At 64.4% G+C, this 24,326-nt stretch carries 36 protein-coding genes, 1 tRNA gene and 1 pseudogene; 19 read left to right on the top strand and 19 right to left on the bottom strand.

The features are described 5' to 3' along the window. Window positions 1-36 precede the first annotated feature (36 nt). From FOM02_RS27220 to FOM02_RS47200, 11 genes are all read right to left on the bottom strand, one after another. Entirely contained in the window at window positions 37-933 is an 897-nt protein-coding gene (locus FOM02_RS27220; protein ID WP_265440173.1) for a hypothetical protein, read from the bottom strand. 51 nt (window positions 934-984) lie between these two features. Beyond that, the gene (locus FOM02_RS27215; RefSeq protein WP_265440171.1) at window positions 985-1,167 is read right to left on the bottom strand and encodes a hypothetical protein; all 183 of its coding nucleotides are present in this window, start codon (window positions 1,165-1,167) and stop codon (window positions 985-987) included. Then, window positions 1,167-1,778 (bottom strand): J domain-containing protein, encoded by a 612-nt coding sequence (locus FOM02_RS27210; protein WP_265440170.1) that lies wholly within the window; start codon window positions 1,776-1,778, stop codon window positions 1,167-1,169. Before FOM02_RS27210 ends, FOM02_RS27215 begins: the two co-directional genes overlap by 1 nt. Continuing rightward, entirely contained in the window at window positions 1,778-1,963 is a 186-nt protein-coding gene (locus FOM02_RS27205) for a hypothetical protein (protein ID WP_265440169.1), read from the bottom strand. The genes FOM02_RS27210 and FOM02_RS27205 overlap by 1 nt, the downstream gene beginning before the upstream one ends. Beyond that, window positions 1,960-2,289: a hypothetical protein gene (locus tag FOM02_RS27200; RefSeq protein WP_265440168.1), complete on the bottom strand. Its 330-nt coding sequence runs from the start codon at window positions 2,287-2,289 to the stop codon at window positions 1,960-1,962. Before FOM02_RS27200 ends, FOM02_RS27205 begins: the two co-directional genes overlap by 4 nt. Then, complete coding sequence (locus FOM02_RS27195; RefSeq protein WP_265440167.1) at window positions 2,286-2,624, bottom strand: hypothetical protein; 339 nt, start codon at window positions 2,622-2,624, stop codon at window positions 2,286-2,288. The genes FOM02_RS27200 and FOM02_RS27195 overlap by 4 nt, the downstream gene beginning before the upstream one ends. Then, a complete protein-coding gene (locus FOM02_RS27190) occupies window positions 2,621-3,103 on the bottom strand; it encodes a hypothetical protein (RefSeq protein WP_265440165.1) in 483 nt (160 codons plus the stop codon). Before FOM02_RS27190 ends, FOM02_RS27195 begins: the two co-directional genes overlap by 4 nt. Next, window positions 3,100-3,339: a hypothetical protein gene (locus tag FOM02_RS27185; protein WP_265440164.1), complete on the bottom strand. Its 240-nt coding sequence runs from the start codon at window positions 3,337-3,339 to the stop codon at window positions 3,100-3,102. Before FOM02_RS27185 ends, FOM02_RS27190 begins: the two co-directional genes overlap by 4 nt. A gap of 118 nt (window positions 3,340-3,457) precedes the next feature. Further along, the gene (locus FOM02_RS27180; RefSeq protein WP_265440163.1) at window positions 3,458-3,928 is read right to left on the bottom strand and encodes a hypothetical protein; all 471 of its coding nucleotides are present in this window, start codon (window positions 3,926-3,928) and stop codon (window positions 3,458-3,460) included. Window positions 3,929-4,190: 262 nt separating this feature from the next. Beyond that, window positions 4,191-4,268, bottom strand: a tRNA-Met gene (locus FOM02_RS27175). Between the two features lie 483 nt (window positions 4,269-4,751). Continuing rightward, the gene (locus FOM02_RS47200; RefSeq protein WP_416207712.1) at window positions 4,752-5,084 is read right to left on the bottom strand and encodes an HNH endonuclease; all 333 of its coding nucleotides are present in this window, start codon (window positions 5,082-5,084) and stop codon (window positions 4,752-4,754) included. Between the two features lie 519 nt (window positions 5,085-5,603). Here FOM02_RS47200 and FOM02_RS27165 point away from each other — a divergent pair. The 3 genes from FOM02_RS27165 to FOM02_RS27155 all read left to right on the top strand — a co-directional run bounded on the left by FOM02_RS27165 (window position 5,604) and on the right by FOM02_RS27155 (window position 7,441). Further along, window positions 5,604-6,329, top strand: coding sequence for an XRE family transcriptional regulator (locus tag FOM02_RS27165; RefSeq protein ID WP_265440161.1), 726 nt, complete (start codon window positions 5,604-5,606; stop codon window positions 6,327-6,329). Continuing rightward, entirely contained in the window at window positions 6,326-6,958 is a 633-nt protein-coding gene (locus FOM02_RS27160; protein ID WP_265440160.1) for a hypothetical protein, read from the top strand. Before FOM02_RS27165 ends, FOM02_RS27160 begins: the two co-directional genes overlap by 4 nt. Window positions 6,959-7,036: 78 nt before the next feature. Beyond that, window positions 7,037-7,441, top strand: coding sequence for a hypothetical protein (locus FOM02_RS27155; protein WP_265440159.1), 405 nt, complete (start codon window positions 7,037-7,039; stop codon window positions 7,439-7,441). Here FOM02_RS27155 and FOM02_RS27150 read toward each other — a convergent pair. Further along, complete coding sequence (locus FOM02_RS27150; RefSeq protein ID WP_265440158.1) at window positions 7,436-7,570, bottom strand: hypothetical protein; 135 nt, start codon at window positions 7,568-7,570, stop codon at window positions 7,436-7,438. The two genes, FOM02_RS27155 and FOM02_RS27150, sit on opposite strands and share 6 nt — an antisense overlap. 77 nt (window positions 7,571-7,647) lie before the next feature. Here FOM02_RS27150 and FOM02_RS27145 point away from each other — a divergent pair, with 77 nt between their 5' ends. The 8 genes from FOM02_RS27145 to FOM02_RS27110 all read left to right on the top strand — a co-directional run bounded on the left by FOM02_RS27145 (window position 7,648) and on the right by FOM02_RS27110 (window position 9,933). Beyond that, entirely contained in the window at window positions 7,648-7,899 is a 252-nt protein-coding gene (locus FOM02_RS27145; RefSeq protein WP_265440157.1) for a hypothetical protein, read from the top strand. Then, entirely contained in the window at window positions 7,892-8,311 is a 420-nt protein-coding gene (locus FOM02_RS27140; protein WP_265440155.1) for a hypothetical protein, read from the top strand. The genes FOM02_RS27145 and FOM02_RS27140 overlap by 8 nt, the downstream gene beginning before the upstream one ends. Before the next feature lie 82 nt (window positions 8,312-8,393). After that, window positions 8,394-8,606 (top strand): hypothetical protein, encoded by a 213-nt coding sequence (locus tag FOM02_RS27135; RefSeq protein ID WP_265440154.1) that lies wholly within the window; start codon window positions 8,394-8,396, stop codon window positions 8,604-8,606. Between the two features lie 5 nt (window positions 8,607-8,611). After that, window positions 8,612-8,863, top strand: coding sequence for a hypothetical protein (locus tag FOM02_RS27130; RefSeq protein ID WP_265440153.1), 252 nt, complete (start codon window positions 8,612-8,614; stop codon window positions 8,861-8,863). Continuing rightward, window positions 8,860-9,309, top strand: coding sequence for a hypothetical protein (locus FOM02_RS27125; protein WP_265440152.1), 450 nt, complete (start codon window positions 8,860-8,862; stop codon window positions 9,307-9,309). The genes FOM02_RS27130 and FOM02_RS27125 overlap by 4 nt, the downstream gene beginning before the upstream one ends. Further along, entirely contained in the window at window positions 9,306-9,572 is a 267-nt protein-coding gene (locus FOM02_RS27120) for a hypothetical protein (protein WP_265440151.1), read from the top strand. The genes FOM02_RS27125 and FOM02_RS27120 overlap by 4 nt, the downstream gene beginning before the upstream one ends. Next, a complete protein-coding gene (locus FOM02_RS27115) occupies window positions 9,569-9,742 on the top strand; it encodes a hypothetical protein (RefSeq protein WP_265440150.1) in 174 nt (57 codons plus the stop codon). Before FOM02_RS27120 ends, FOM02_RS27115 begins: the two co-directional genes overlap by 4 nt. Next, window positions 9,739-9,933 carry a hypothetical protein gene (locus FOM02_RS27110; RefSeq protein WP_265440149.1) on the top strand — a complete coding sequence of 65 codons (195 nt, stop codon included), beginning with the start codon at window positions 9,739-9,741 and terminating at the stop codon, window positions 9,931-9,933. Before FOM02_RS27115 ends, FOM02_RS27110 begins: the two co-directional genes overlap by 4 nt. Here FOM02_RS27110 and FOM02_RS27105 read toward each other — a convergent pair. The 4 genes from FOM02_RS27105 to dusB form a co-directional block, all read right to left on the bottom strand. Next, window positions 9,914-11,263, bottom strand: a complete 1,350-nt coding sequence (locus FOM02_RS27105; protein ID WP_265440147.1) for a molecular chaperone — start codon at window positions 11,261-11,263, stop codon at window positions 9,914-9,916. The genes FOM02_RS27110 and FOM02_RS27105 overlap by 20 nt on opposite strands. 174 nt (window positions 11,264-11,437) lie before the next feature. Next, window positions 11,438-12,880 (bottom strand): nitrogen regulation protein NR(I), encoded by a 1,443-nt coding sequence (gene ntrC, locus FOM02_RS27100; RefSeq protein ID WP_027558044.1) that lies wholly within the window; start codon window positions 12,878-12,880, stop codon window positions 11,438-11,440. A gap of 9 nt (window positions 12,881-12,889) precedes the next feature. Further along, window positions 12,890-14,062 (bottom strand): two-component system sensor histidine kinase NtrB, encoded by a 1,173-nt coding sequence (locus FOM02_RS27095; protein WP_027558043.1) that lies wholly within the window; start codon window positions 14,060-14,062, stop codon window positions 12,890-12,892. Then, a complete protein-coding gene (gene dusB, locus FOM02_RS27090; protein ID WP_181411719.1) occupies window positions 14,059-15,060 on the bottom strand; it encodes a tRNA dihydrouridine synthase DusB in 1,002 nt (333 codons plus the stop codon). The genes FOM02_RS27095 and dusB overlap by 4 nt, the downstream gene beginning before the upstream one ends. Before the next feature lie 280 nt (window positions 15,061-15,340). On the opposite strand from dusB, the gene FOM02_RS27085 reads away from it, so the two are divergent. Together FOM02_RS27085 and FOM02_RS27080 are read left to right on the top strand one after the other, a co-directional pair. Beyond that, window positions 15,341-16,522 carry a bifunctional 2-C-methyl-D-erythritol 4-phosphate cytidylyltransferase/2-C-methyl-D-erythritol 2,4-cyclodiphosphate synthase gene (locus tag FOM02_RS27085; RefSeq protein ID WP_027558041.1) on the top strand — a complete coding sequence of 394 codons (1,182 nt, stop codon included), beginning with the start codon at window positions 15,341-15,343 and terminating at the stop codon, window positions 16,520-16,522. Window positions 16,523-16,525: 3 nt separating this feature from the next. Further along, window positions 16,526-17,055, top strand: a pseudogene (locus FOM02_RS27080) (CinA family protein). Window positions 17,056-17,061: 6 nt separating this feature from the next. On the opposite strand, the gene FOM02_RS27075 reads toward FOM02_RS27080, so the two are convergent. Next, complete coding sequence (locus tag FOM02_RS27075) at window positions 17,062-17,838, bottom strand: mechanosensitive ion channel family protein (RefSeq protein WP_027558039.1); 777 nt, start codon at window positions 17,836-17,838, stop codon at window positions 17,062-17,064. Window positions 17,839-17,974: 136 nt separating this feature from the next. Further along, complete coding sequence (locus FOM02_RS27070; protein WP_027558038.1) at window positions 17,975-18,163, bottom strand: hypothetical protein; 189 nt, start codon at window positions 18,161-18,163, stop codon at window positions 17,975-17,977. A gap of 527 nt (window positions 18,164-18,690) precedes the next feature. On the opposite strand from FOM02_RS27070, the gene FOM02_RS27065 reads away from it, so the two are divergent. Genes FOM02_RS27065 through FOM02_RS27040 form a run of 6 tightly spaced genes read left to right on the top strand, consistent with a single transcriptional unit; the run spans window position 18,691 to window position 23,840 of the window. Continuing rightward, the gene (locus tag FOM02_RS27065) at window positions 18,691-19,398 is read left to right on the top strand and encodes a c-type cytochrome (RefSeq protein WP_027558037.1); all 708 of its coding nucleotides are present in this window, start codon (window positions 18,691-18,693) and stop codon (window positions 19,396-19,398) included. 11 nt (window positions 19,399-19,409) lie between these two features. After that, window positions 19,410-20,648: a cytochrome c gene (locus FOM02_RS27060; RefSeq protein WP_084334183.1), complete on the top strand. Its 1,239-nt coding sequence runs from the start codon at window positions 19,410-19,412 to the stop codon at window positions 20,646-20,648. Window positions 20,649-20,667: 19 nt separating this feature from the next. After that, entirely contained in the window at window positions 20,668-20,844 is a 177-nt protein-coding gene (locus FOM02_RS27055) for a hypothetical protein (RefSeq protein ID WP_018641890.1), read from the top strand. Further along, window positions 20,841-21,416: a cytochrome c oxidase subunit II gene (locus tag FOM02_RS27050; RefSeq protein WP_027558035.1), complete on the top strand. Its 576-nt coding sequence runs from the start codon at window positions 20,841-20,843 to the stop codon at window positions 21,414-21,416. The genes FOM02_RS27055 and FOM02_RS27050 overlap by 4 nt, the downstream gene beginning before the upstream one ends. After that, a complete protein-coding gene (locus tag FOM02_RS27045) occupies window positions 21,403-23,025 on the top strand; it encodes a b(o/a)3-type cytochrome-c oxidase subunit 1 (protein ID WP_027558034.1) in 1,623 nt (540 codons plus the stop codon). Before FOM02_RS27050 ends, FOM02_RS27045 begins: the two co-directional genes overlap by 14 nt. After that, window positions 23,025-23,840, top strand: a complete 816-nt coding sequence (locus FOM02_RS27040; RefSeq protein WP_027558033.1) for a c-type cytochrome — start codon at window positions 23,025-23,027, stop codon at window positions 23,838-23,840. The genes FOM02_RS27045 and FOM02_RS27040 overlap by 1 nt, the downstream gene beginning before the upstream one ends. Here FOM02_RS27040 and FOM02_RS27035 read toward each other — a convergent pair whose 3' ends face one another. After that, entirely contained in the window at window positions 23,841-24,323 is a 483-nt protein-coding gene (locus FOM02_RS27035) for a type II toxin-antitoxin system RatA family toxin (protein ID WP_027558032.1), read from the bottom strand. Window positions 24,324-24,326: the final 3 nt, after the last annotated feature.

Below are 24,326 nucleotides of genomic sequence, written 5' to 3'. Positions count from 1 at the left end.
AAGGTGCATCACTCAAGGGCGTCGCTGCCGCTCCGCCTAGCCGAGTTGCAGGTGATCACTGCGGCCGCGAGCGCCGACGTCCTCGCGCGAGTTCTCCGCCCAGTGGTCGAGGTGTGCGAAGCGCGAGCCCGCGTCGCCCCCGCTCCACCAGGACCCGCCGAGGATCGAAGCGCGCGGCTCGTCGGGATCGCCATCGTGACCCCAGATCCACAGATTGCCGGTCGCCTGCATCAGCCCAAAACGGCTGGTGCGAGGCGCATCGAGATTGGTGCGCTCAGGGTCGCTGCCGATGGCGGTGCGCTCGGTAACGCCGATCGTCGCGGCCGCGAACTCATCGAACGACAAAAGCTGCTTGCCGTGATGCTGCGCCACCGCGCAGGCCGTGGCATAGTCGAACCGCTTGAACGCCTTCCCGGTCGCGGGGTCGAGCGGGCAATCATCGCCATCGGCGATCAACACATCGAAGGCGCTGGTGCCGTTCTCGAGATGATTGACGCCTGTCAGATAGATATCGCACCAGAACTGACGACCCGGCGCCGTTACAAGCGCCATGCCGCGCGGATCGGCGCATGCGGGCCGGAAATTGCGGTCCCATAGCGAAGACGGGTTGATCGCGGACGCGTCGTCGCCCCCACTGCGCGCAGCTGCATTGCCGCCAGGGGCGAAGTGGAAGCCGCCGAGACAGAGACCGCCGCCGCCATCGGCAAATTTCACCGCGACCAGCTCGCCATCGTTGATCTCGACCAGATAATCATTGCCCGGCTCGAGTGAGGTGATCTTCACCTCGGTATCGGCCGCGAAGCTCACACCGGCGAAGTGCGTGCCAGCCTTGACCAGAACGGTCGATAGACCTTCAACTTTCAATGCCGGCGAAGCCGGGTCGGCCTTAACGAGAAGCGGCGCTGCGCTCTCGGTCTTTACAGTCACACTCATGTGTCATGCTCCATGTTCACCGGCTCGCGGCCGGAATTTCGGAATTGATCATCACGGGCGAAGCTCTTCCGTCAGCACCAGCGCGAGGCCGGCGCGATCGAGCATGGCCTTGAAGGTGTCGACGGAGCCGGGCATGCCGAGTGCGCTATTGGCGACCTGGCGAAGCGCGGCGCCGAGGCGGCGATCGACCTCGCCGAGGATCTCTTCAGGTGGAAGATCACGCTGGCCTTTCATCAACCGACCTCCGCGATCGCCGCGTCGCGCGCGGCGTTGAGCTCGGACATCTTCTCGATCGAGCCGCCTTCGCGGTCAGGATGAAACTCCTGCGCCAGGCGCTTGTAGTTGGCCTCGATCACCGCCCTGGTCGCGTTGCCCCCGACCTGCAGGATGTCGCGCCAGTGCTTGCCTTGCGGCGCCGGCAACGCCTGAAAGCCGGAGAAGGTGGCGCGCACCAGCGCGAGCGTGCCGTGGCGAAGCTCGACGCGGCGCGCCTCGATGATGTGATGGATCGCCTGCAGGTTGGCCGCCGGCGTGTCGTAGCGATCGACGGGGATGCAGACCTGCAGGCCGTCCCAGGAGAACCAGACGGCGACACCGGGATCGGCCGGGCGTGTGCCGGTATTGATCGTCAGCGGGTTGAAGTCGATGTTGCTCGACAACACCGGGTCTTCGATCTTCTTGCCGCTGTCCTTGGCGAAGAGCTCGAGGCTCTTCTTGACGTTGCGCAAGGCTGTCTCGAAGTTGGTCTTGAACGAGCCCGGACCGCGGCCGTGCTTCCAGCGCGGGAAGCCGGATGGCCACTGCAACGGATAGGCTTGCGCCTGCGGGAGCGAGCGATCGGCCATCAGTGCGCCCTCGCCTCGCCAGGGTAAACCGACGCGCCCAGCTTGCGGAGCGCGTCAACGATTTCCTGCTCGCGAAGCTGCAGACGATCGAGGGCGACCCGGTTGCGCATCTCGTCTCGCGACAGGTCGAGGACCTCACGGTGCAGCTCGGCGTATTCGGCGCGGAGCCGGAGAACTTCGGTCATCGCCGCATCTCCTCCGACACCGCGCGTTCATTGCGGAGCGCCTGCCAGGCAGCGCGGCGGAGCAGCGGCAGCGTCGCGCCGATCAGCATCTGCCAGTAAGCTTGCGAATCCGGCTCCGCGAAGAAGGCCTCGATCGCCGTGCACATCACGACACCGGCGCGCGTGGAGCGGATGCCGTCGCAAGGCGAGTTGTCTGCATGCTTGACGGCCGCGGCGACCTCTGAGAAGCCGGCCGGCAAGTGCGTCGGCATCTGATGCAAGGGGCGCCGCATCATGTCTTCGGCGGTCGCGATCAGCACTGTCAGGTGCTCGGAGAGTGGCTTCATCTGCGATCCTTATTGAGCTGCCGGCTTTGTTGCATCACGAGTTCGACCAGGGCGGCCATGACGGCGTGCCAGCGATCTTCATGCGATGGCCAGCGCGAGACGTCGCGCACCACCCGTGCAGTGCGCATCATGGTGATGACGAGCAGTTTCACCGGGATCAGGAAAGACGTGGTCTCCGGATCTTCGATCACCATGAGATCGAGAAAGAGCCGATCTGCATTGTCCGCGAGCTGCTGCACGGAATGGCGATCGTCGAGGAACGCCGTGGCATAAGACACAGCGTGGCCCGCAATCAGGTTGGCCTGCTCGAGGCGGGTTAGGTGCTGCTGCATCACACATCCCTCTTCGGGGCGCCACCGAATACGCGCGCAATCTCTTCGGTCTGAAACTGCCGCGCCTTAACGAGATCGAGATCCCGCGGCGTCAGCGGCCCTCGGAAGGTGAGAACGACGGCCGTCCCCGACAGGGATGCAGGACGGCCGCCGCTCTCGTTCCGCCGGAGGGCGACCGGGGACCGTGTGTACGTGTCTGGGATGCCCCATGCGCGGAAGTCGCTGGCGTCGCGCTTGCGCCCGCCGCGACCATACTTGAGCGAGACGCTCTCGCCCGGAACGAGCGGCAACAAGAAGCGCTCGCGCGGAACGGTCTGGATCTCGCCGAAGGGATAGAAGAACGGATCGCCCGCCACCGCGGAAGGCGACGAACCGAACGCGGCCCCTCGGCTGACGATCCGTAGCGCGCACGCCAACAGAAGCGCGATCAGAATGAGGATGATGGGCAGCAGCGCCATCAGGATATCGATGATGGGGATCATTGCAGCCTGCCCTTGCGGATGCCGATCAATGCGATGGGCCACCCGGCGATCAGCACCAGGGTGATCAGGAGGTTGCCGATGAAATCGAGCACCTCGCCCGATCCGGTCAGCTCGGTCCCGTAGACGCGCGCGAGGCGCCCGCGGCTGTAGGCGAACATCCAGACCAGCGAGCCGATCAGGATGTGGACCAGGACCGCGGTGACCACGGCGCGCAGCATCGGTTGGTCGGCAAGCATCGGATTGCCTCCTGTTGCAAGGACGCAGAAGCTCACGCCCGGAAATGACCGAACGGGTGCAGCTGCAGGTGATGTCGGGATACGCTGGTGACGCTACTGGAAACTCGATGCGAAGGCTTCAGCTGTCGGTGACGGCGAGCCTCGCGGATTTCGGAATGAAGTCAGGTCGATCCGGGACAAACGCGTCGTCGTTGTCACTGGCATGGAGGTGAATCCGCATCGCCCAGTCATAGGCGCAGTCCATCTGATCTTGCGTCCAGGTCGCCACCATCTCCTCGGTAACGTGGACGTCGGCGACCAGAAGCAGCGAGTTGAAGCAGATCGCGGCGTTGACGACGCCGTCATTGCCGATCGGCTTGAGGAGATCTTCCCTGGTCGGATCCACGTGCGCCGGCGAAACGACTTGGAGCTCCATGCCGCCGTCGAGCACAACGATCTTGTTCTGGATCTTTAGGCTGTTCTTGAAGGTCTCCACGATCCGACGCGCGACTTCGTGGGAAAGATGCTCCCTCGTTTTCAAAATAACGATGTCAGTCGGCTCAAGCTCAAGCTTGGCAATGACCCCGACTAGGGGAAGCTCCTCGCTCATATCGTCCTCCCTGAAAAGCTCCGGGCGACGGCGGGGCACTTAGCGCGTTGACGCGCCCTTCCCGACGCAGGTTGACGCACGATGGCGAACCCACGTGTCATTGACCCGGGCTGATGGATGCCAAGGCCGTCGCCCGAACTGTGATTGGAAGCACGCAGCGATCCCACGAGAGGCAATCGTTGTCGCGTGGACAACCCCTCACCTATCCCGCGACCCAGGATCGTCGGTTCGGGACCGCTGCGCTTCCCGATAATATCAGAATTGGTTGCAGGGGTCAGATTCGAACTGACGACCTTGTGGTTATGAGCCACACGAGCTGACCGGGCTGCTCTACCCTGCATGAAACTGGTTGAGCGTCTTTCCGCCCTGTCACCGCTGTCCCGGCCTGCAAGGTTTGCGGTTGTCCCATCTACGACCCCGGGATGGAGCATGGCGCTAGTGCCTCTCGCGCTTCCGATGGCAGAATAAGAATTGGCACTGCCAAAGCTCGGTTGCCGGTCTCTCCCGGCCGTCACGTCGCGATTGCGGTATGCGCCGCCCATCTTACGGCCCGGCGAAGATGACGTTTCCGGATCCGTACCAGGAAGCTCGCCGCTCGCGTCTGGTCTCCGCTTTTCGTGCGACGATGCCTGAGAAATCAGTGCAGTCTCTCCCGCTGTCACGCCCCGTTCGCTGACGTTTGAGGATCGCCCTAAAGCCGGCCAACTCAGCTTCCCGGTCCACGCCGGTTCGCCTACTCGCAACCCCATCGACGCGGGCCCCATCATGGCATGGCCCGTGCTCGCCGCTTTGCCTTCGGTTGCTTTCGCTTGGGATAGGAAATTCAGGCCGCGGACACCCGTATCGCGGCGCAGGCCCGATGCGCGCGCATCCAGATGCGCCGCGACGACCAGATCACAATGATCCGCGCCGGCGCACCGCGCGGAAAACCGCGCGTGATCAACTTCATGAATGGAAAGTACGGCATCGATCCCTTCGCGCCGTTGCAGGGCTGGCAGGCGGCCACGATATTGCCCCGCCAGGTGCGCCCTCGCCGGCACTGCGGCCATTTGTGATCGGCTGTCGCGCACTCGATCGAGAGCGGGGATCGGCAATAATGACAGCGCCCCTTCTGCTGCTTCAAGGCCGCAAGCTTCAGGCGCTGCAACTTGGTCATTCACCACCAGACCCGTCATGCTGCGCCCCCGCTTGCGGAGCCGCAGTTCGCGGCTCACCATCGGGAAAGCCTTGAACTGGAGGCGTGGCGCGAGTTTTCCACAGCTATCCACACCGCGCGAATTCGGACTATCGGCAGTACAAAAACTTTCGCGGTAAGCGCGAGTCGAGTTTTCCACAGGGGCAAAACAGCGGGCCTCCGAAGGACCAACGGGCTTACCGGTTCCGGTGCGGGAACGTACCTTGCGGCTCATCGCACTTCCCCCACCGGTTGTAGAGGCCTGGCGTGCATCAAGGTCAACGACTCGTAAGTCAGCCAATCGATGCCACGCTCCGAAGCGGCGGCGACGATCGAGGGCCATAGATCGACTGAGATGCTCTCCCGGCGCTTCATCTCCGAAGCCGTCGACGGGCGCCTCAAACCGAACGTCCGCGCGAAGTCGGTCGGACCACCGAAAGCGGCGAACACGTCCGAGACCGTTTTCTGCGAATCATCCTGTCCCATAAGCGAGTGACCTACATGATTCGTGTTGATTTGGTCAACATGACTTGTGTCAACACATTTTGTGACTATGCGCCCATGGAGACCATGGGCGAACGGCTGCGCCAAGCGCGCAGAAAAGCTGGATTTTCAAGTGCAATGGCTGCAGCGAAGAAGTTCGGCTGGCCGTCATCGACCTATGCCGCCCACGAGAACGGGCAAAACGAATATTCTGTGGATGTCGCCGAGAAATACGCCCGTGCATTCAAGGTGACCGCCAGTTGGCTTCTGACCGAGGAGGGCGCGTCAACCCGGCGGAATATCGCAATCGTCGAAGGTCTGGTCGGGGCCGGCGGCGTGGTCGACACCAGCGCAGAGAATACCGGCCCGGACGGTCTCGAGGAAATTGAGGTCCCCTTCCCGCTTCCTGAGAACGCCGCAGCTTTCAGGGTCGCGGGCGATTCCATGTTCCCGCGCTATGACAATGGCGACATCATCATCGTGGTCAAGCGCCAGCAGCCACCGTCAGAGCTGCTGAACGTCGAATCGCTGGTCACTACGACGGAAGGCAGCCGTTTCCTCAAGCGCATTGTTCAAGGTGCGCGCAAGGGCCAGTTTGACCTGGAAAGCTTCAATGCGCCGCCGATAAGGAACGTCAAAATCCAGAGCGCCACTGAGGTGCACTCCGTCGTTCGCCGAGGCAAATGGAAGAGCCTCGACCAAGCGAGTAGGAGACGAATGCACCAGATACTACGCACCCCATGACCGAGCCTCCGCCGCTTCCAAGCTTGGCCGCCGCGCGTAAACAGCCATCTCCTATCTTGCGTGCCATCAGTATCGGCCTCTTCTGCTTCTTCGTAATCCTTATTTGTTATTCTCTTCAAGAGATTCAGTCCCAGAGGGCTGCCGCTGCTGCCGATGCGCGGTTGAGAGATGCCGCAGCGGTAGCGGCCGGCTTCGCTGATGATGCCGATTTGCGAAAGGCCAAATCCCAGAACATCACCGACCCCGCCGCATGGCGCACGAAGGTCGCCGGCGATAAGGCGAGAGCGGAGAAGCGAGCCGCGGAGCTCAAAGCCGAGCTTGCAGAGCTACAGCGGCCCGTCACGGATCGGATGGATATCACTGACCAGTCCTGGGAAAAGGGCGGCTTTAACAGCGTCGGCATAATGAACTTCACAATCAAGAACGGCAACGCCTACGCCGTGAAAGACGTGACGGTTAGCTGCCGATTCTTTGGAAAAAGCGGCACCTTGCTTAATGACAACTCGCAGACGGTCTATGACATCGTACCGGCGAACGCGACGAAGAGGTTCACAAAGGTCAACGTCGGGTTCATCAATTCCCAGGCCCAGCGAGGCGGATGCGACCTGAAAAACGCACGCCGGCTATAAACCTACACGATTCGTGTTGACATGTTTCATGTAGATTTCTAAGTTGTCTCCCGCGCCACTGCTTCACGGGAGCCCTCCATGCCGTCCGTCAGACCGAAAGTTGCCCAGGCTGTCGCGCCCGCCGTTGGCGACTACGTTGTCCGCCCCGCGTATGACGGCACTTGCGGCGCATGCGTTCAGCGCAAAACTGGCGATCGCTACGACGACGTCACGCTGCTCGGCACCCATTGCGAGACTGACGAAGGAGCGAAAGCCCTCGCGACGCTCATGAATGACGCGAAGCGTCTCGCGCAACGCTTCCATCTCATCAGCACCAGGAAACCCACGCCCGGCCACCTGCCGGAGGAGTGGGTCAAGCATCTGATCGTCACCGCCGTGGCCAGGGCAATCGACGGACCGCGGCCGCTTATCTTCGGCAGCCGGGAGGCTCGCGAATATGCCGAGCAGATGGCCGAGTGGTCGAAAGATGGAGATCGCTCATGAGCGGCGACGGCAAGTCAGCGCGCCTTTTTGGATCAGGGCGATGAGCAGGTGCGTCGTCAAAATTTTCGCCGCCATGCCCTGTGCCGCGCCCTGCAGCAACAACGGCGCCTTGTCGTCATGGTTCGTCATCGAACGTGTCTCCATCCATCAATCCACGATCGCTACGCCGAGCTGATGACGAAGCATCGCATGAAGCTGGAGGCAGCATGAACAAGCGTGAGCTCGAAGAGCACCGCAGCCGCAACTATTGGGACCAAGTCCACGCCGCCAATCTGATGTCGGCAATAAGGTGCTGCCCGGTTGGGTTGTGGCGCGATGACCTCATGGAGGCGCACCTGCATCTCGTTTTCCACTTCGCCCACGAAGAAAACAAACAGCACGACTGGTGCGCCCAACGTGGGATTCCCTCGGTCCTGGAACTACAAAAGATTGTAACCCGGAGTAGCGTCAATGCGTAAGCTTCTTGAGATCTCCAACATCGTCTACGTCGGCCGCCCTCGCGGATCCGACCGCAGGCAGGTCACGCCCTCCAGCCCCGGCGTGACCTGCCTGGTTCTCGTCCGTCATCAGCAGACGGCCAAGGCGATCCTCGTCTCCGACTGCGGCGTCTACCGCAAGGCCGTGTGGGTGCCGAAGGCGATGGTCACGATCGAGGAGCCGTCCGAGCGCGGCATCCTGGTCACGACGATGTCGAAGGCCTTTGCCGAGCAGAAGAACCTGCATCCGCGCTTCATCGATCCGGAATTGTTCAATCAGGCCACGCGCGAGGCGCTCGAACTCGCGGTCAAACGCGCGGCCAGAAAACGGAATTCCTACCGCGGGCATCGCGCGCCGCACGCCCGTCACGACACCCAGAATCTTTTCGCCTGACAAAAAGCGCGGCCGGGCGGCGGCACGTGGCGTAACGCCGCCGCCCACCCCGCAATTCCTTCAACCGCCAGAGGATTTTGACATGCATGTCGCCCGCAAGCCGGCCCGCCACGCCGAGACTGCAAAGATCGTCCACTTCGTCAGCGAGCGCGAGATCGGCGCCGTCATGGCCGCGATCGAGGATCCGTTCGGCACCAGCGCGCGATGCGCGTTCAGCCCGGACGGCCAGCACCACGCGATCGGATCCTGCGGCGACGTCGTCTGCTGCCATTGCTCGCGCATCTTCTGGAGCTAGGGCAAATGGCCGTCATCACCATTCATCCCCTGCCCGACGGCCCGCTCTGCCTCGATGCCGTTCGTGCCCAGCGCATCGCCAAAGTCGCCGAGATGGCCTCGCGCCTGGTCGAGACCGGCGCCTTCGTCGACCGCGGCGATTCCATCATGGTGCTGGTCTCGTTCGGCTACTCGCCGCTCGAGGTTCACGCGCTAGTCGCTGATGCGCGGCAGGTCGCAACCGAGCACGTGGTGGCGATGGAGATGACTGAGCTGTGACCCTCTCCCGCCCGCAACGTATTTCCCGCCCAGAGCCGCCAGGCTCGCTGCTGAAGCGCATCACCGTGGCCGCACCGCGGCGCGGCTTCGCAGAACCGAGAGGAGGTGATCCGAAGTACCTCGCTGAGGTGCGGCAGCTGCCGTGCCTTTACTGCGGGGTCGAGCCGTGCGGCGAGGCAGCTCACGTGAAATACTCATGCGCCGCTTTCGGGATGAAGAACATGCTCGGCATGCGTGTCGACGACACGCGCGCCTTGCCGCTGTGCCGCGACGATCATCAGAACGCGCGGCACGCGCAACACCGCGGCAGCGAGGAAGCCTTCTGGGCGGCGCTCGGCATTAACCCCTATAACGTGACGAGGCGACTCTACGCGCAGCGCGGCGACCTGGTCGCAATGCGGGCAGTCGTGCTGGTCGCGATCGCAGAGCGGAGCAAGCAGCAATGAGCGCCGTCAGCATCATCATGGCCGGCGCCCTGCGCCGCGACCTTCTCGCCCGTGGCGTGCAGCACATCGACCTCGGCGATTGCGAGGCCATCATAGCGCGCCTGTTCGACTGCGTCCGCGTCATCGAACACGGCGCCGCAGACGATGACGCCCCGCCAAAGCGATGCGCGACCAATGAGGTCGACCTGGACGGTAGCTGCATGGCTTGCGGAGCGGCCCAGGGTGAGGCGTGCCGGGCGCCTCGGAAAGGGGCTGACCAATGATCTCCGACGTGCTCAGCGATGCCGGCGACGAGATCCGGCGATACATGAATGAGATGCCCGAGGTCTATGTTCATCATCGACAGCGGATCAAGCGCCTGCTCGACGACATGGACACCTTGCGGATCCAGCTCGATACGCCACCGAGCGCCCATGAGGCGGTCGAGCAATGACCGAAGCCCAGCTTCTCGCCGACATCGCGTTGATCTCCGAGATCATCCTCGAGCACGGCGAGAAGTATGCGCCCTATCTGGATCGGCTCGAGGCCGAGCTCGAGGCTAGACGCCGCAATGATCCCATCAGCCGGGCCCGAGCACATCTGCGCGCGCCACACAGACGACGGCCTAGCTGGCCACCTTCCTGATCAGCACCAGGGGCGCCGGCACATCTATCCCATGGGCCAGCGCAATCTGCTCGATGAATCCGAGCTTGAGGTGCAGGCTGTGGCCGGCGCCGTATTTCGGCTTCTTGGTGTCATGACCCATCAGTTCGTCTTTCATCTCGTCGGTCGCTGACGTGCCACGCAGCCGATCCTTAAAGCTGTGCCGCAAGGAATAGAGCGTGTGCCGCTCGGTCTCGCGCAGGCCGTGATCCGCGAAGAAACTGTTGACCGCCTTGGAGAGCGTATCGCCCTTGTCGCGGTAGCGCGGGAAGCCATCCGGGAAGGCGCGCATCGCCTCGAGCGAGACGCCGACCAGCGGCAGATCGCGCCACGAGAATTCGGTCTTGAGCACGCGATCGTCGGGGCGGACCTGGATGTGCGGGATGTTGCTGTCCAGATGAATCCGCGGCGCACGCAGGTTCGCGATCTCTGATGGCCTGGCGCCGGTGTTGATCATCACCAGCACGATCGCCCGCTCCTCCGCGTTCATGGCGTCCAGCGCGCCAGGCGCCAGCAGGCGGTTGACGATCCACCATGCCGAGAACGGCGGCCGCGGCCTGGACGTCTCTTCCTCGAGCATCAGGCCTGAGAAGACCTTGTCGAGCGGCCGGCGATGCCGACGCGCCACGGCCGAGAGCATGCCGGTGATTTGCGTGAGGCCACGGTTCGCGGTACCGGACTGGACCTCGCCGTCGACCACGCGCTCCGTCCACCAGTCGACGAAAAGCAGCGCGTCCTCACGGCTGAGCTGGTCGAACGGCTTATCGCCGACGACGTCGATCAGCCTGGACATCGCCAGCGTTCGGCCGTTGCGCCACTTGCGGAGCTGCTCCGGCGACTTCTTCGCCAGGCCCGCCGCTTTGAAGATCTCGACTTCGGCGAGCACCCCCGACAAGAGGATGGTCGGCAGCGGCACGCCGCCGAGCGCGGCTGCGACAGTCACCGGATCATGGCGGCGATCGCCGACCTCGAGCGCGGCCAAGCGCCTATGGATGTCGTCGATCGACTCCCGGACTGCCTCCTCCGCGGGCTTGTAGGGCAGCGCCAGCACGCGCGCGCGCTCACGGGCCTGTTCGAACGCCAGGGCGTCGGCACGCGCTCCGTGCCCCGCTTTGGCCCGCCAGGACGCCTCCAGCTCGCTTTCGATGATCGCAGCCTTGCGGGCGGCCTTCACGCCGGCCTTGTCGTCCTTGATCCGGACGCCGGTCGATATCCGAATATTGATCCGCGGCTCGATGGCGGCCGGGATCTGCTCCGGCCGCCGCCGCACATAGATCCAGATCCCGTTACGCCTGCCCAACCGCTCCGGCATGATACGCTGCCCTGCTACACAGTCTGATACACACAGACTGCCAGAAGATCGCAGCGCGTACAGGGAAATCTGAGATTTTCCCGGAGATTTGCGCGTTTTTCTCAGGCTCAAGATGCGCCGGTAGGGGGAGCTGAGCCACCTCCGCGCAAACGCCTCTAGCGTTTGTCGCGAAGACTAGCCCCCGCTGCGGTAGACCTGGATATCGAGATCCCGGATCTTCTTGCGCAGCGTGTTGCGGTTGAGGCCGAGCAGGTCCGCGGCGCGGATCTGGTTGCCGCGGGTCGCGGCGAGCGCGGCCGTGAGCAGCGGGACCTCGATCTCCTTGAGAATGCGGTGATAGAGGCCCGGCGGCGGCATGCCGTTCGGAAAGCCCTGGAAGTGCGAGGAGAGATACGCCTCCACAGCGCCGCCGAGATTGTCGACGCCCTGCTGGACCGCCGCACCCGGACTGACCGCGGGCGGCGCCAGCTCGCCGTCGATGACGGAAGCGGTGATGACGTCCTGCGGATAGAGCGCGGCGAGGCGCCGGGCGAGGTTTTCGAGCTCGCGCACGTTGCCGGGCCAGCGGTGCTGCTTCAGCCGCTCCAGCGCCAGGGCGTCGAGCTTCTTCGGCGGCAGGCCATCTTTTTCGGCCAGCGTGAAGAAGTGCCGCACGAGGTCCGGCAGGTCCTCGATGCGCTCGCGCAAGGGCGGCAGCCGCAGCGGCACGACGTTGAGGCGGAAGAACAGATCTTCGCGGAACAGCCCCTGCTGGATCAGGACGCGCAGATCCTTGTTGGAGGCCGCGACGATCCGCACGTCGGTCTTGATCGGCGTGCGGCCGCCAACGGTGGTGTATTCGCCCTGCTGCAGCACACGCAGCAATCGGGTCTGCGCCTCCATCGGCATGTCGCCGATCTCGTCGAGGAACAGCGTGCCGCCCTCGGCCTGCTCGAAGCGGCCGGAGGCGCGGGTGTTGGCACCGGTGAAGGCGCCGCGCTCGTGGCCGAACAGCTCGGACTCGATGAGGTCGCGCGGGATCGCGGCCATGTTGACCGCGACGAACGGACCGTTGCGGCGCTTGCCGTAATCGTGCAGCGCGCGCGCCACCAGCTCCTTGCCGGTGCCGGATTCGCCGGTGATCATCACGGTGAGATCGGTTTGCATCAACCGCGCCAGCACGCGGTAGATTTCCTGCATCGCCGGGGAGCGTCCGACCAGCGGGATCGCCTCCATCTCGGCGTCCTCGTCCGGCGTCGAGACCCGCTCCTTCGGTTCGGCCAGCGCGCGGCCGACGATGGCGATGAGCTCCTTCAGGTCGAAGGGCTTTGGCAGATATTCATAGGCGCCGCGCTCGGAGGCGCGGATCGCCGTCATGAACGTGTTTTGCGCGCTCATGACGATGACCGGCAGATTGGGCCGCATCTTCTTGATTCGCGGCAACAGGTCGAAGGCGTTTTCATCCGGCATCACCACGTCGGTGATGACGAGATCGCCCTCCCCCTGGCTGACCCAGCGCCACAGCGTTGCGGCGTTGCCGGTGAGCCTGACTTCATAGCCGGCGCGGGAAAGTGCCTGATTGAGAACCGTGCGGATGGCGGTGTCGTCATCAGCAACGAGAATGCTACCTGCGGGCATCGTTAATCCTCATTTCGCCCCCTGTGACGCAGGCGACGGCTTCCCGGCAGAGTCGGCGCGACTGCTTTGATCGGCATGTTTCACCGATGTGGAATACATCGGCATCAGCACGCGGAAGGTGGTCTTGCGCGGCTGAGATTCGCATTCGATGATGCCCCCGTGATCGCCGACGATCTTGGCAACCAGAGCAAGACCGAGGCCAGAGCCGGTCTGCTTGGTGGTCACGAAGGGATCGAACAGGTTGGGCAGAAGATCGTCCGGCACGCCTGGTCCATTGTCCCTCACGCAGAATTCGAGTGGAAGGGATACCCGGGATTTTTGACCGGGGACTGACAGGCGCACGCCGGGACGGAATGCGGTGGTGAGCTGGATCTCGGCGTCGGGCACGTCGATCAGGGCTTCGGCGGCGTTCTTCACGAGATTGAGGAACACCTGGATCAGCTGGTCCTGGTTCGCCAGCACTGGTGGCAGCGAGGGATCGTAATCCTCGATGAAGCGGATGTTGCGGGCAAAGCCGGACTGCGCCAGCCGCTTCACGTGGTCGAGCACGGAATGGATGTTGACGGGGCCGCGCACCACGGGGCGCTCGTCGCCGAACACCTCCATGCGGTCGACCAGCGTCACGATGCGGTCGGCCTCGTCGCAGATCAGGCGCGTCAGCATGCGGTCTTCAGAGGACGCCTGCTGCTCCAGGAGCTGCGCCGCGCCGCGGATCCCGGAGAGCGGATTCTTGATCTCATGCGCCAGCATCGCGGCCAGTGCGATCACCGAGCGCGCGGCGCTGCGATGGGTGAGCTGGCGGTCCATCTTGTCGGCGATGGTGCGCTCCTGGAGCATCACCACGATATGGCCGGGCCGTTCCGTGAGCGGCGCGACATGCAGGTCGACCTGGCGGTCGCCGCCGCCCATGCGCGGTGTGCCAAGATCCACCTTGTATTCGTTGACCGGCGAGTTCGAGGAGCGCACCTGGTCGATCAGCGCCAGCAAGGGGCTGCCGAACGGCACCAGCTCTTTCAGCGACTGCCTCTTCAGGAACTGCGTCGAGATCTCGAAGAAGGCCTCGGTCGCGATATTGGCGCCGACGATCTTGCCGTCCGGCCCGATCAGCAGCACGGGATTGGGCAAGGCGTCGAGGATCGCGTCGCTGTCGGACGGCCGGCGATGTTCAGCGGCTGAGCTCATGCAGCAGCGCTCCATGCGAAGTCGTCGAAGGCATCTTGCAGCGACTGGTGGACGAGGCGCGGATCCTCTGAGGTGAGGATTGTCTGGCGCCAGGCCTTCAGCTTCTCCGCCGGGGCGCGGCTCGCCTGCGCCGCAACATCGAGCGCCCAGCCGAGATGTTTGCGCGCGTGCCTGAGGCCGATGCGCAGGCCGTAGAGCGCGCACACGCCTTCATAGAGTGTGCGGACATAATGCAGCTGCGTTTCGAGCGACGGCGCGGCTTCGGCTGCCCCGCCCTTCAGCCGGCGGCCGATCTGGCCCGGCAGCCAGGGCTGGCCGTTCGCGCCGCGGCCAATCATTACGGCATCGGCGCCGGAAGCATCGAGCGCCGCGAGCGCTGTCTCGTAGGTCGTGATGTCGCCATTGACGACGAGCGGAATGGAGATGGCCTCGCGCACGGCGCGGATCGCATCCCAATCAGCCTCGCCCTTGTAGAACTGGCAGCGGGTGCGGCCATGCACCGTGACGAGCTTGACGCCGGCGGCCTCCGCGCGGCGCGCCAATTCGGGCGCGTTGCGGGTGCTGTCGTCCCAGCCGAGCCGCATCTTCAGCGTCACCGGCACCTTCACCGCGGCGATGGTCGCGTCGATCAGGCTGACGGCGTGGTCGAGATCGCGCATCAGGGCCGAGCCGGACTGGCCGCCGGTCACGTGACGGGCCGGGCAGCCCATGTTGATGTCGATGATGTCGGCGCCTTCGGCTTCGGCAATGCGGGCGCCTTCCGCCATCCAGTGCGCCTTGCAGCCGGCGAGCTGGACCACATGCGGGCCGATTCCGGTCGCTTCGCAGCGCAAACGGGACATCCGGTGGCCGTTGGCCAGCTCATCGCTGGCGGTCATTTCGGAGACGACGAGACCGGCCCCCAGCTCGGCGGCGAGCTTACGGACGGGCGAGTCAGTCACCCCCGACATCGGCGCCAGGAAGACCGGGGTGGCGACATCGATATCGCCTATTTTCAACGGCTTAGAGCCTGATTCTGCCGAGCCGGTCACTGGAGTCTCGTTGACTGGGCAGGGCCTCATCGCACCTGCCAAGACCTATCTTGCGCACAATTCTTGTGCAGTCAAGCGTCATGCCTACAGTTTAGACAGTTCTGCAAATCTTTCAAGTGCAGTGCAGCAAAATGCTGTTTCCCACAATCCAGGGAAACCCCCTTTTATTGCGGGCCTGCCGTGCTAGAGGCATTCCAACAATCACCCTCCCCGACTCCATTCATTAGCAACTGAGTATTTGAGTCCTATGGCGAAACCACAGCGCACCGCAGTTGTCCTCGTCGCGGCCGGACGTGGCCTGCGCGCAGGCGCCGGCGGGCCGAAGCAGTATCGGACGATCGGCGGCGTGCCCGTGATCCATCGCGCCATGGAAGCCTTCAGCCGCCACCCTGATGTGTTTGTGGTGCAGCCGGTCGTGAACCCCGACGACAGCGCCATGTTCACGGCGGCAGTCGCAGGTCTCAAGCACGAAGCCCCGACCAATGGCGGCGCGACGCGGCAGGCCTCAGTGCTCGCAGGTCTCGAAGCGCTGGCAAAGCACGAGCCGGACATCGTCCTGATCCACGACGCCGCGCGACCCTTCGTTTCGGCAGGCGTGATCTCGCGCGCGATCGAGGCGGCGAGCCGCACCGGTGCTGCGATCCCCGTCGTTCCTGTTACCGACACCATCAAGCTCACCAGTGCGAGCGGCGATGTCGAGGACACGCCGGACCGCTCCGCCTTGCGAATCGCGCAGACGCCGCAATCCTTTCGTTTCGATGTCATCCTCGAAGCGCATCGTCGCGCGGCAAAGGACGGACGCAGCGATTTCACCGACGATGCCGCGATTGCCGAATGGGCGGGATTGACGGTTGCAACCTTTGAAGGCGATGTTGCCAATATGAAGCTCACGACCCCCGAGGATTTCGTGCGCGAGGAAGCGCGCCTGGCCAGCCTGCTCGGCGACATCAGGACCGGCACCGGCTACGACGTGCACGCCTTCGGCGAAGGCGACCATGTCATGCTCTGCGGCGTGCGCGTGCCGCACAGCAAGGGCTTCCTGGCGCATTCCGACGGCGATGTCGGCCTGCATGCACTGGTGGATGCCATCCTCGGCGCGCTCGCCGACGGCGACATCGGCTCCCACTTCCCGCCGAGCGATGCCAAGTGGAAGGGCGCCTCCTCCGACCAGTTCCTGAAATACGCCATCGAGCGCGTTACGGCGCGTGGCGGCCGCATCGCCAATCTCGAGGTCACGATGATCTGCGAGCGGCCGAAGATCGGTCCGCTTCGCGACGCGATGCGTGCGCGCATCGCGGAGATCTCAGGCGTCGACATCTCGCGCGTCGCGGTGAAGGCGACGACCAGCGAGCGGCTCGGCTTCACCGGCCGCGAGGAAGGCATCGCGGCCACCGCGAGCGCCACCATCCGCCTGCCCTGGAGCATCTAGGCCATGGCCGGCAGCGACGCACGCGCCCTCTCCCGCTCGCTGCTCGATCTGTGCCGGATGCGCAAGCTCACGATCGCAACGGCCGAGTCCTGCACCGGCGGCCTCGTCGCCGGCGCGCTGACCGACATTCCCGGCTCCTCTGACGTGATCGATCGCGGCTTCGTCACCTATTCCAACGACGCCAAGCGCGCGATGCTGGGTGTGGAAGCCGGCACGCTGACGAATTTCGGTGCTGTCAGCAAGGAGACCGCAATCGCGATGGCAGTCGGCGCGCTGGAGCGCGCCGACGTCGATCTCGCGGTCGCCATCACCGGCATTGCCGGCCCGGGCGGCGCCACGCCTGGCAAGCCGGTCGGCCTCGTGCACTTCGCCGCGGCCGCCCGCGACGGCCGCATCATCCACCGGGAGCATCGTTTCGGTGCGATCGGCCGCAGCGCGGTGCGCGCCCGCTCCGTGGTCGAGGCCCTTCGCAGACCCGCTCGCCGCGCCGCCATGCCGTGAAGCGCAGGTCGCCGCGCTCGCCAAGGGGCTGAAGCACCTCACGCCGCGGCCAGCAGCGCGCTCGCATGATCGAGCACGCGCTGCTTCACCGCATCGGCATCCGACGGCCTCACCTTCGCACTCACCGTCAATTCCACGATGGGTGCAGCTGGATCGGCGGCGATCACCTTCGACACATTGACCGACGGCGCGGCGTGATCGTCGACGCGCGGATCTTCACGCAGCTCTTTCAATATCCGGTCGGCCAGCGCATTGGCCGAGCCAGCCCTGACCGGAAACGCCACCTTGACCTCACCCGTCCCGGGATAGGCGCTGTGGTTGATGATCGCAGCGCCCCACACCTGCCCGTTCGGCAGCAGGATCTGCGTGTTGTCGGCCGCGACAAGCTCGGTGATGAACAGCGACAGCGACCTCACCTTCCCCGCCTTGCCGGCAATTTCGACGTCGTCGCCGATGTGGAACGGCCGAAACAGCAGCAGCATCACGCCGGCGGCAAGATTGGACAGCGTGCCCTGTAGTGCCAAGCCAATAGCGAGTGACGTCGCGCCCAGTACGGCGACAAGGCTCGCGGTCTGGATGCCGAACAGCTGCAGCACGGCGATGCCAACCACCGCGAGCACGCCATAACGTGCGAGGCTGCCGACGAACAAGGTCACCAGCGGATCGACCCGGTGCGTGACGCTGAGGACGCGCGTGACGAAACGCTGCATCGCGCCGGACAGATACCAGCCGAGCGCCAGCAGCAGGATCGCGTAGATCGCGTTCAGCCCATAGAGCACGAGCGACGCTTTCAGCGTGTCGAAATTGATGGTCATGGCGGCTCCAACCCGAACAATCGGGAGAGAACTCGCGGCGCTGCGAAATGATCCCGGCGGCAGTCACAAAGGTCCCGGATTCCGCGGACCCAGACATCGGGCGGCGCGCTGCGCCGACCCGTCGGCTCCATGTGGGCTACGAGGTTTCCTGCGCCGGGTGCTCGGTCCGATGAATGACGGGGAGTTTCTGCTCGATCGCCTTCGCCAGCACCGTCCCTGTGGTCCGGCCGAGCTCCTTCGCGATCACGGTGATCGGCTTGGTACCTGCCAGTGTCTTCAGCCTGCTAAGGTCTTGCTCACTCCACGATTGCTTCCAGCGTGCCATGTCCCCGGGTCCAACTACAAAAGCCCCCACGCCCGGCTCTCATTTTGGTTGAGTCCATTCCGGAATGCAGCTGAATAAGGTGTGCCGCGGACAGCAAGGGGTGTTCCGTCAGCTCGAAGCGTTCTGGCACAAACTGCACTTGTCACCTCTGGTGTGCGGAGTTTGGATTGTGGGTTGTGCGCCGGACCGGAGCGCCTCGGTACAAGCACAGGTGTTACCCGACCGGCACAACAGACCAGGGTCAATTGCCGCGCGCAAAAATCTTTCGCTTTACCGAATTTCGGAATTGTCGCGTCTTCCACCCAGCGCATCCCTGTCAGAAGGACGTATCGCGATCGTCACAGCGTGATGTCCGGTTTTCAAAAAGCACGCAAACTTTGTCGAATCCGATCAGGATCGCAAATGTGCAGGCGCGACCAAACGTCGTCACTCGTGTCCGATCTTGCGCCGGAAAATATTGGCGCAATAATGCCGCTCTACGCTGTGATCCGGAATCAACCGGACCAGCATTGTGGAGGGCGACGAAAGTGTTCGCTCGCGCCGCGGCCTCGGCCGCCGTGATCATCACCTTGGTCGCCATTGATGGTGCGGCCGCACAAACGACCAACCAGCCGCCGGATACAATGGCGGCGCGGGTGGAGGCTTGCACGCCCTGTCACGGCAACAAGGGCGAAGGCACCAGCGACGTCTATTTTCCGCGCCTTGCCGGCAAGCCGGCCGGTTATCTCTACAACCAGCTGCTCGCCTTCCGCAGCGGCCGGCGCAAATACCCGCCGATGAACTATCTCTTGGAATTCCTGCCCGATCCGTATCTGGAAGCGATGGCGGAATATTTTGCCAGCGAGCATCCGCCGCTGCCGCCGCCTGCGCCGAGCGAAGTCAGCAAGGACGTCTTGGCGCAGGGCGAGCTGCTGGCGACCAGCGGCGATGCCGGTCGTAACATACCGGCGTGCGTGAGCTGTCACGGTCCCGGCCTCACGGGCATGCAGCCCGGCATCCCCGGCCTGCTCGGCCTGCGCGCCGCCTATATCAGCGCGCAGCTCGGCGCCTGGCGCTATGGCACGCGCACAGCGAAGTCGCCCGACTGCATGCAGCTCGTCGCCGGACACTTGACGGAAGCAGATGTTACCGCCGTCGCAGCCTGGCTCGCGACGCGTCCCGCGCCCGCCAACCCGGCTCCCGTGCCGAAAGGCACCTACGCGCTGCCGTTCGGCTGCGGCAGCCAGCCCAACTGACGAGGCGGATGATGGGCTCGAAACTGTCGATCGCATTCCTCGCCCTCGCTGCGCTCACGACTGTCGCGCAGGCGCAGGACAAGAGCAGCGACATCATCGCGCGCGGCGAATATCTTGCCCGTGCCGGCGACTGCACCGCCTGCCACACTGCGCCTGAAGGACGCCTGTTCGCCGGCGGCCGCGCCATGCCGACGCCGTTCGGCACACTCTACACCTCCAACATCACGCCGGACCCCGATACCGGGATCGGCAAATGGAGCGCCGACGATTTCTACAAGACCATGCACAGTGGCCGCTTCCCGGACGGCGGGCTGATCTACCCGGCAATGCCGTTCCCCTCCTACACAAAGGTCACGCGCGCCGACAGCGACGCGATCTTCGCCTACCTGAAGTCGGTCCCGCCGGTGAACCAGAAGAACAAGCCGCACGATTTGCGTTTTCCCTACGACAACCGCCAGCTCATCCTCGGCTGGCGCACGCTGTTCTTCCGTGAGGGCGAATTCAAGCCCGACCCGACCAAATCGGCGGAATGGAATCGCGGCGCGTACCTCGTCGAAGGCCTCGGCCATTGCGGCATGTGCCATTCGCCGATCAACGCGCTCGGCGGCACCTCGCAATCGGACGCCTTCAAGGGCGGCCTGATCCCGATGCAGAACTGGTACGCGCCCTCGCTCACCTCCAACCGAGAGGCCGGCCTCGGCGACTGGAGCATCAAGGACATCACCGACCTGCTCCAGACCGGCGTCTCCGCGCGCGGCGTGGTCTACGGGCCGATGGCCGAGGTCGTGCACAACAGCCTGCAGTATCTTGACGACGCCGACACCCGGGCGATGGCGGTCTACCTCAAGGGCATCGCGGAAGGCTCCTCGTCCCCGCCGGCAAGCTCGGCGCTGCCGACGACCGAGAGCAGCCTGTTGATCAGCCTCGGCAAGACCGTCTACGACAAGAATTGCGCGAGCTGTCACGGCACGCAGGGCGAAGGCAAGCCGCCGCACTGGCCGCCACTCGCCAACAACCAATCGATCGAGATGCAGTCCGCGGTCAATCCGATCCGCATGGTGCTCAATGGCGGCTATCCGCCGGGCACCAAGGGCAACCCGATGCCCTACGGCATGCCGCCCTTCGCGGGCCTCCTCTCCGACAACGAGGTCGCCGCCGTCGTCTCCTACATCCGCACCGCCTGGGGCAATCGCGGCACGCCGGTCTCGGCACGCGAGGCCAACGAGCTGCGCTCCGCACCGCTGAACTGAGAGGCGCCAGAGATCCGTCATGATCAACTCCGATCCGCCGACCAGCCCAGCCGCCGCCGACCAGGCCGTCGAGGAGGTCGTTGCCCAGGGCCCATCAGGTGCGATCGTGCTCGCCGGCATTGCCACGGCCTGCGTGGTCGCGATGTGGCTCGCCTTCTATCTGTTCGTGTTCCTGCCGCGCGGGCCACTGCAATGAGTGCCGAGGAAACCCACGGTAACGGTAGCGCCAGCGCCGAGGTTGCGGCCCGCGTCGAGCGGCGCTGGGCCACCATTGCGGTGATCATCATCGTGGCGATGGCGCTGCTCGCGGCCTTCGCCGGCATCCATCGCGCGACCATGCCACAGCCGCGCGTCGAGACCACCGATCCCTCACGGATCCATCTGTCCGGAGAATTCGTCGAGAGCAATCTCGGCAGCGTGCTGGAAGCCAATGGCAATGTCACCGTGCGCGCGATCGGCCAGCAATATTCCTTCACGCCGGCCTGCATCGTGGTGCCCGTGGACACGCCGATCACCCTGCGCGCCACCAGCGCCGACGTCGTCCACGGCATCCTGGTCCAGGGCACCAACATCAACACCATGCTGGTGCCGGGCTACGTCTCCGAGCAGCTGATGCGTTTTACGAGGACCGGCGACTATCTGATGCCCTGCCAGGAGTTTTGCTCCTTCGGTCACGAGGGCATGTGGGGCAAGGTCAGGGTAATCGACAAGACCGAATTCGCTGATCGTGCGAAGGGTGGCGGGAGGCTGAGCTGTGTTGGCCAATAGGAAGCTCATTCTCGCCCATTTCTGGCTGGCCTTCGGCGTGTTCGGCATAGCGCTCACGCTCGGCGCCTGGCAGATGTTCATCCGCAGCCCGATCGGCACCTGGCTGTCCAATCCCGAGCTCTATTACCGCTCGCTGACCGCGCATGGCACGGTGATGGGCTATGTGTTCCCCACGCTGGTCGCGATGGGCTTTGGCTATGCCATCAGCGAATCCGCGCTGGAGCAGCGCCTTGTCGGCGTGCGCTGGGCCTGGACCGGCTTCTGGCTGATCGTCATCGGCAGCATCATGGCGGTGATCCCGATCGCAATGGGGCGCGCCTCGGTGCTCTACACGTTTTATCCACCGCTGATCGGCAACGTCTTCTACTATCTCGGCGTCGTACTGGTCGTGGTCGGCTCCTGGATCTGGGTCGCGCTGATGTCGATCAACTTGCGCGTCTGGCGCAAGGCCCATCCCGGTGCGCCGGTGCCGCTGGCGATGTTCGCAAACGTCGCAGGCTCCTATTTGTGGGCATGGACCGCGGTCGGCGCCGCGCTCGAGCTGCTGCTCCAGATCATTCCGGTCGCGGCGGGGCTGAAGAACACCATCGATGCAGGCCTTGCCCGCGTCTTCTTCTCCTGGACGCTGCACGCCATCGTCTATTTCTGGCTGGTGCCGACCTACATCGCCTATTACACCCTCGTGCCGCGCGCGATCGGCGGCCGGATCTATTCCGACACCATGGCGCGGATCTCGTTCATCCTGTTCCTGGTGGTGGCAATGCCGATCGGCATGCACCACACCTTCGCCGATCCGCAAGTCGGCGCCGGCTTCAAGTTCATCCATTCGGCCTTCACCGCGCTGGTCGCGCTGCCGACGCTGCTGACGGTGTTCACGATCTGCGCCTCGGTCGAGATCGCAGCACGCCTGCGCGGCGGCCGCGGGATGTTCGGCTGGATCAGGGCCCTGCCCTGGGACAATCCAATGCTGCTGGCACTGGCCTTCTCCTTCGTCATGCTCGGCTTCGGCGGCGCCGGCGGGCTCATCAACATGAGCTATCAGCTCGATGCCTCCATCCACAACACGCAGTGGATCACAGGCCATTTCCACCTGATCTTCGGCGGCGCCATCGTGATCATGTATTTCGCGATCGCCTATGATCTGTGGCCGCATCTGACCGGGCGCGAGCTGTTCGATGTCCGCCTGATCCGCACCCAGCTCTGGCTGTGGTTCATCGGCATGATCGTCACCACCTTCCCGTGGCACTGGGTCGGCATTTTGGGCATGCCGCGGCGCATGGCCTATTTCGACTTCGGCGATCCCGCGATTGCGCCGCAGGCGCTCTCGGTGACGTTCTCCGCGATCGGCGGCTTCATCCTGCTCACGTCAGGCATCCTGTTCCTGGTGGTCCTGGCGCGCGGCATGCGCGCACCGCAGGCCGATGCGGGTCCCTATCGCTTCGCCATTGCCGTGCACCAGCCGGCGACCGTGCCGATCGCGCTCAACACGCATGCGCTCTGGGTGGCGCTGATGATCGGCCTCACGCTCACCAATTACGGCTATCCGATCCTGACGCTGGCGCTGACCGAGGGCACGTCAGTGCCGGCCGTCTATGTGGGAGCGCAGTGATGAGCGCGCGCGACCTCTTCACCTTCAGCAACTGGCATTTCACAAGAAGCGTCGGCATCACCGCCGCAATTCTCGTCGTGACGGTGATTGTGGGCTTCATCGTGCTGCCTTTCGCGCAACCCTGGGTCCAGTTCGCCAATGTCTGGGACGCGATCTGCAGCGCCGCCGGCGTGCCGCAACGCGCGGCGAACGTCGCAGCGCCCGAGCAGACAAAGCGCCTGTCGGAGGTCGTGCTCACCTCGCACACGCTGGCGCGTCCGAGCCAGGAGGCGATCGGTCGCGGCGCGACGCTGGCGCAGCGCTGCGCGATCTGCCATGGCCCGACCGGCATCAGCCGCGCGGACTCCCCGAACCTCGCCGGCCAGTATGCCGCCGTGATCTACAAGGAGTTGCATGATTTCCGCTCGGGCGCGCGCACCAATGCAGTGATGTCGCCGTTCGCCGTCAACCTGACGGACCAGGAGATCGCCGATCTCTCCAACTATTACGCCTATCTGCCGCGGCTGCCGGCCTATCACCCGACGCCGCAACTGCCAAAGCCGAACATCGTCATCTACGGCGCGCCGATGCGCGGCATCGCGCCCTGCGGCTCGTGTCATGGCAGCCTCGACAACAAGACCGGCAGCCCGTGGCTCGAGGGCCAGTCCGAGGCCTACATGAAGGCGCAGCTGCAGGCCTTTGCCTCCGGCGAGCGCCGCAACGACATCAGCCAGCAGATGCGCAACATCGCCCGCGCGATGACGCCGCAGGAGATCGACCAGGCCGCGGCGTATTACGCCTCGCAGCCGCCGGATGTGGTGAAGGCGGTGGATTGATCAGGACGGCGCCAGCTTCGGCCGGCCGTAGATCGCATCGGCGCGCTTTTCGAACGCCATCGAAAACCGCGCAAACGCCGCGTCGAACATCGAGCCCATCAGCATCGCCAGCATGCGACTCCTGAACTCGTAGGACAGGAAGAAGCCGACGTCGCAGACGTCTTTGCCATCCTGCTGGCCCTTCGGCTCGAACGTCCAGCGGTTTTCCAGATTGCTGAACGGGCCTTGCAGATATTCGACCAGGATCTTCAGGTTCGCGCGGTCGAGCGTGACGCGGCTGGTGAAGGACTCCTTGACCAGCTTGAACGACACCGTCATGTCCGCAATCAGCACCTCGGTGCCATCGGGCTTGGCCATGCGCTGGCGCACTTTCAGCGCGCTGCACAGCGGCACGAATTCCGGGTAGCGCTCGACGTCGGCGACCAGATCGAACATCTCGGACGCGCTGTGATTGACACGGCGCTTGCTCGAAAATTTAGGCATGGC

It is taken from the genome of Bradyrhizobium sp. SEMIA (assembly GCF_014844175.1).
Classification (GTDB): Bacteria; Pseudomonadota; Alphaproteobacteria; order Rhizobiales; family Xanthobacteraceae; genus Bradyrhizobium; species Bradyrhizobium arachidis.
The sequence above is the reverse complement of the archived record's forward strand: the minus strand, read 5'-3'. Positions and strand labels throughout refer to the sequence as shown.